The organism is Streptomyces sp. CO7 (genome assembly GCF_053474865.1).
The window spans coordinates 264,579-269,398 of record NZ_JBRIOU010000009.1; the positions used below are offsets into that span (position 1 = coordinate 264,579).

Consider the following 4,820-nt stretch of genomic DNA (forward strand, 5'->3'; position numbering starts at 1 on the left):
GGGCTCCCGGGAGCCGGCCCCCGTCGCGGGGCGGGAGACCGTCGGCCTCGCGTCGGGCGACCACCCGCCGGTCATCGTGCTGCGCGCCGACGGCACCGCCGAATACCTGCCCACCCCGGGCGGCCTCGTGGTGGGCATCCTGCCCTCCGCGCCCGTCGGCACCGCCACCACCGTGCTCGCCCCCGGCGACACCCTCCTGCTGTACACCGACGGCCTCACCGAGGCCCGCACCGGCGAGGACCGCACCGGACTGTACGGCGAGGAGGCCCTGCTCGCCTTCGTCGCCGGCCACGCCGGCCGGTCCTCCCAGGCGGTGGTCGAAGCCCTGACCGGACTGCTGGCCGGCTTCGGCGAAGGCCTCGAGGACGACACCGCCCTGCTGGCCCTGGGCGTTCCGGCCCCCGACCGTCAGACGAGTACCAGCCGATGAGCATGCTGAGAACGACCACGAGAGACGCCGACACCGGGCCCGTCCTGGAGGTCTTCGGCGACCTCGACTACGCCAGTGCCCCCGAGCTGCGCGCGCTCGTCTCCACGGTCGTGCTGCGGCCGGGCCAGCGCCTGGTCCTGGACCTGGGCGGCATGGAGTTCTGCGACTCCAGCGGCATCACCGCGCTGATCGCCGCGCGCAGCCACGCCCTCGACGCCGGGGCCGACATCGCGCTCGCCGCCGTGCCCTCCGGGACGGAGCGGATCCTGCGCATCACCGGCCTCGACCAGGTCTTCACCCTCCATCCCGACGTCGGGAGCGCCACCCGGCCGTGATGCCTCCGCCCACCCGGCGGGGGCTCCCCCGCCGTCGGGGGCGTTCGGTTCACCACGGCTTCCTGCTCACCACGGCTTCCAGCCGCGGTTCGCGTACCAGTAGTGCGGCAGGCCCTCGGTGCCGCTGGTGCGGAACGGGACGCCGTGGTCGTCGACGCGCGCGCTGCCGGTGCGGCCCTGCGAGGACCAGTCGAGTTCCAGGTACCAGTGACAGTCGCAGTCCGCGGTACGGGCGTCGACCAGCAGGACCTCCGGGTCCGTCGCGGACACCTTGTAGGGCATGCGCACCGCGGGCGTGTCCGTGCCGCGGTCGCTGCCGGGCACCGGGCGGGCGAGGGGCCGGTCCTTGTCCAGGTCGACGGCGAAGGAGCGCGGGGTCACGTCGCTGCCGCAGCCCTGGCCGGTCGAGTACACGGCGCCCTTCACCGGATCGGCCCGCCCCACGACGCGGACCCGCAGCGCCTCCAGGACCACCGCCGTGTCCGTCCGCCCCTGCACGGAGACGCCCACGAGCGTCCGGCCGCCGTGCACCGCCTTCTGCGAACGCGCCCACGTGGCCGCGTCCTGCGGGGCCGGGGGCGGCGGGACGTCCTCGGGCGCCTTGCCGATGACGTAGTCGTGATCGCAACCGGTCGCCCACAGCTGGGAGTCGACGCTCCAGGCCAGGGGGGCGGCGGCGGAGGCCCCCGCGGAGGAGTGCGCGGACGGCTCGGACGCGGTCGCGCCGGCCCCGGACGTCTGCGGAGCGCCCGGTGCCGAGGCCGGCGGCCCGCCGGGTGACCGGCCGTCCACGGAGGGCGAGTGCCCCTGCCGCGCGCCCGCCGGGCCGGTGGATGCGTGGCTCGGCGCCCCAGCGTCCGTGGTGGTCGCCCCGCGCTCGGACGACAGGGCCGCCACACCGCCCAGCGTGGCGCACAGCGCGGCCAGCGCCACACCGGACACCACGAGGCGCCGCCTGTACCGCCCCTGCGGCCCGGACGGTCGCCGCGCCTCCGTAGGCGCGGACGCGGGACTCGACGCGGGGGCTGCTGCGGGTGCCGCCGCGGACACGGCGGCGGGGGCGGTCTCCGCGGCAGTGGGCGCGGCTGCTCCGGCGGTCGGCGCGCCTGTTCCTGCGCTGGGCGCGGCTGTTCCTGCGCTGGGCGCGGGACTTCCGGCGGTAGGTGCGACGGTTAGTGCGCCGGGCGCGGCTGTTCCTGTGCCGGGCACGGCCGTCCCGGCGCCGGGCCTGGCTGTCCCCCCGGTGGGCGTGACCGTCCCGGGGACGGACGCGGCGGATGCGGCGGATGCGGCGGATGCGGCGGGCGTGGTGGCCGTCGACGTCCTGGCCGTCCCCCGCTGCCGGGCCGCCACCGCCAGGGTCCAGCTCCGGTGCAGCTCGACCCGTTCGGCCGGAGTCGCCCCGCACAACGCCGCGAACCGTTCCACGGACGCGAAGTCCAGCGGCACGGTGTCGCCCGCGCAGTAGCGGTGCAGCGTCGAGGTGTTCATGTCCAGCCGCCGCGCGAGCGCACCGTAGCTGCGGTCCGTGCGCGCCTTCAGTCCGCGCAGCAACGCCGCGAACTCCTCCACCTCGTCCTGCGCCGGCATCGGCTCCCCCTGCCTCCGTGTCCCGGGACGGCGTCCCAGGCATTCGGAAAAGGAGAGGTCACAGGGGCTGGGACGGTTCCACCGTTGCGGCCGGCGTCTCGTCCGTTGTCCCAGGGCCACCACACCGCCGACGCTCCTGTCGTCGCCGGAACCTCCCCGCAACCCCACCGCCACGTGGGCCGAACAGGGGCGCACCCACCCGGCGACCCACCGCACCGATCGAGCGAAACCGAGGAATCAACTGTTGAACGCCAACTCGAGCACCGGCACGAGCACGACCGCGAGCCGGCACGTCCGCCGCACCGTCCTGGCCGCCTGCCTCGCCGCCGCCGTCGCCTTCCCCCTGGCCCTCACCGCCTCGGCGCAGGCGACCACACCGGCGGCCACCACGAGAGCGACGACGCATGCGCCAGCCGGTGTCCTCGCCCAACAAACGATCACCGGCAGGTCGGCGGAGGCCATGACCCGGGTCGCCGACTTCTACGGCGCCTACGTCGACGCCAAGGGCGACTACGCGGACCCGGACCGCGCCCTGGCCACGGCACTGCGCGACCACTACCTGGAGGCCGGCTTCGCCACGCGCCTGGCGGCCTGGGAGACGGAGAACGGGGCGGACGGCGTCCTGCGCGCCCAGAACGTCCCCGCGCAGTGGACGGTGACCGACAACGGCGCCGTGGGCAACGGACACGAGGTCGTCGTCACCCTGACGTTCGGCAGCGGGGAGACGGCACAGCGGACCAGGCTCTTCTGCTGCTCGGCCGCTACGACCGCGTCATCGACATCCGGCCCACCACCTCCCGCTGACGGCCGGCATCCTCCACCCGGGTCCCGTCCCGCTCCTCCCGGACGGGCGGGACCCGGGAGTCCCGGCGCCCCGCTCCTGCGCACGGAACTGTCACGGCACGTCACGCGTCCCCTGCTGTGCGGTCGCATCGGCCCGTCACCCGGCACGAGGCCACCGACCGACCGCACCACACTGGGGGAGAAACATGGTGGTCCTCGTACTGTCACTCGTCGTCCTGCTCGTCGTCGGCGGCTGCGCCTGCGTCTACTGGACCGCCCGCGGCGACGCCCCGCGGTGGGCCCGCGTCGTGTCGCGGGTGACGCTGCTGGGCAGCGAGGCGGCGCGCAGCCTGCCCCGGGGCTCCTCCTCGGGGCGCGGCAACTCGGAGGAGTAGGACGTGGCCGCGCCCGTCGCGGCGCGTGGCGTGCTCACCGACGAAACAGCCCCGGCAGTGGCCCGGGTTCGAGCAGCGGCACGAGGGCGCGGGCGAACTCCGTCGGCTCGGCGCCCGCTCCCACGTGGTTGCCGGGCATGTCGAGCGGGGGCGGTGACCGTGTCGTCGGCGCCGGTGAACTGCGCGATGTCGGCCAGTGGCATCCCCGTCTCCCGGAGATGGAACAGCATGCGGACCAGCTCCACGTCGGCCGGCGTGTACCGGCGACGCCCCGCGCTGTCGCGCCGGGGCGAGGGCACGATGCCCTGACGTTCGCAGTACCGCAGCGTGTCGGGCGCCAGACCGATCCGCGCCGAGACCTCCGCGATGCCGGGCAACTCATCTGCTTCACTCATGCCGCAAGCCTCGGCCCTGGACCTCCCTCGGTCCAGGTCAAGCGATCGTCACCCAGCGGCTCCGAGGTCGAACGACGGCGGGTGGATCCGTCCGCGCGGGCACCGTACTGTCGGCCTGCACACCCCCTGGAGTGTGCTTGTCAGACCACGCCCGACGGATGGACCGGCACCATGGAACTCGCCCCCTTCGCACCCGCCCACGCGGCGACCGTGGCCGGATGGCCGGCCTCCGCCGAGGAGGTGGTCATGTGGTGCGGACGCCGGGAGTTCCCCGTGCCCGCGAGGACGGTCGCCGACTGGCAGGAGGACCAGGACGTGCGGGCCTACGTCCTCGTCGACGGGGGCGGGCAGGCCGTCGGCTACGGGGAGCTGTGGCTGGACGCCGAGGAGGACGAGGTCGAGCTCGCCCGCATCATCGTGGCGCCCGGGCACCGCGGAAAGGGCCTGGGCCGCACCCTCGCACGGGGCCTGCTCGCGCACGCCTTGGCGACGGGCCACGCGGACGTCTTCCTGCGCGTCCACCCGGACAACGACCGTGCGCTGCGCTGCTACCAGGGCGCCGGGTTCGCGCCGGTGGACGCCGAGCTCGCCGCGAGCTGGAACGCGGCCCAGCCGGTCGCCTACCGGTGGCTCCGGCACGACGCCGGGAGCCGGTGACCTCATCACCGCGACGGCCGACGGTGACCTGCCCGGCGCCCGACCGTCCGGGACCGGGCGCGGGAGGAGCCCGGCGTCGCTCCCTGGGCTGAGCCGGAGGCCCGGATGTCGCACCGTGGTACGAGGCGGGTGCGCGCGATGGCTCCGTAGCGTGGCGGGCGGAACGGGACCGGACACGTCGGAGAGGGCCGCTGCGCGGTGGGATACATGATCGTCTTGGCGGTACCGGTGGCCC

The 4,820-nt window shown here is 75.2% G+C and carries 5 protein-coding genes and 1 pseudogene; 4 read left to right on the plus strand and 2 right to left on the minus strand.

Translation table 11 applies throughout. From position 1 onward, the window contains the following. Both ACOV8S_RS27770 and ACOV8S_RS27775 read left to right on the plus strand, forming a co-directional pair. Window positions 1-430, plus strand: a 430-nt coding sequence (locus tag ACOV8S_RS27770; protein ID WP_448321200.1) for a PP2C family protein-serine/threonine phosphatase, incomplete at its 5' end; no start/stop codon positions are given. Next, the gene (locus tag ACOV8S_RS27775) at window positions 427-765 is read left to right on the plus strand and encodes an STAS domain-containing protein (RefSeq protein ID WP_448321201.1); all 339 of its coding nucleotides are present in this window, start codon (window positions 427-429) and stop codon (window positions 763-765) included. The genes ACOV8S_RS27770 and ACOV8S_RS27775, both read left to right, overlap by 4 nt. Before the next feature lie 66 nt (window positions 766-831). On the opposite strand, the gene ACOV8S_RS27780 is transcribed toward ACOV8S_RS27775, so the two are convergent. Continuing rightward, the gene (locus ACOV8S_RS27780; protein ID WP_448321202.1) at window positions 832-2,355 is read right to left on the minus strand and encodes a helix-turn-helix domain-containing protein; all 1,524 of its coding nucleotides are present in this window, start codon (window positions 2,353-2,355) and stop codon (window positions 832-834) included. 989 nt (window positions 2,356-3,344) lie between these two features. Between ACOV8S_RS27780 and ACOV8S_RS27785 the strand changes: the two genes are divergently transcribed. Beyond that, window positions 3,345-3,533, plus strand: coding sequence for a hypothetical protein (locus ACOV8S_RS27785; RefSeq protein ID WP_448321203.1), 189 nt, complete (start codon window positions 3,345-3,347; stop codon window positions 3,531-3,533). 191 nt (window positions 3,534-3,724) lie between these two features. Here ACOV8S_RS27785 and ACOV8S_RS27790 read toward each other — a convergent pair. Continuing rightward, window positions 3,725-3,928 (minus strand): annotated as a pseudogene (locus ACOV8S_RS27790) (MerR family transcriptional regulator); the annotation flags it as partial. A 171-nt stretch (window positions 3,929-4,099) separates the two neighbouring features. Between ACOV8S_RS27790 and ACOV8S_RS27795 the strand changes: the two are divergent. Then, window positions 4,100-4,585, plus strand: coding sequence for a GNAT family N-acetyltransferase (locus ACOV8S_RS27795; RefSeq protein WP_448321204.1), 486 nt, complete (start codon window positions 4,100-4,102; stop codon window positions 4,583-4,585). Window positions 4,586-4,820: the final 235 nt, after the last annotated feature.

Coding starts and splice junctions, on each gene's coding strand:
- ACOV8S_RS27785 (WP_448321203.1), top strand. CDS start 3,345: ATGGTGGTCCTCGTACTGTCACTCGTCGTCCTGCTCGTCGTCGGCGGC.
- ACOV8S_RS27775 (WP_448321201.1), top strand. CDS start 427: ATGAGCATGCTGAGAACGACCACGAGAGACGCCGACACCGGGCCCGTC.
- ACOV8S_RS27795 (WP_448321204.1), top strand. CDS start 4,100: ATGGAACTCGCCCCCTTCGCACCCGCCCACGCGGCGACCGTGGCCGGA.
- ACOV8S_RS27780 (WP_448321202.1), bottom strand. CDS start 2,355: ATGCCGGCGCAGGACGAGGTGGAGGAGTTCGCGGCGTTGCTGCGCGGA.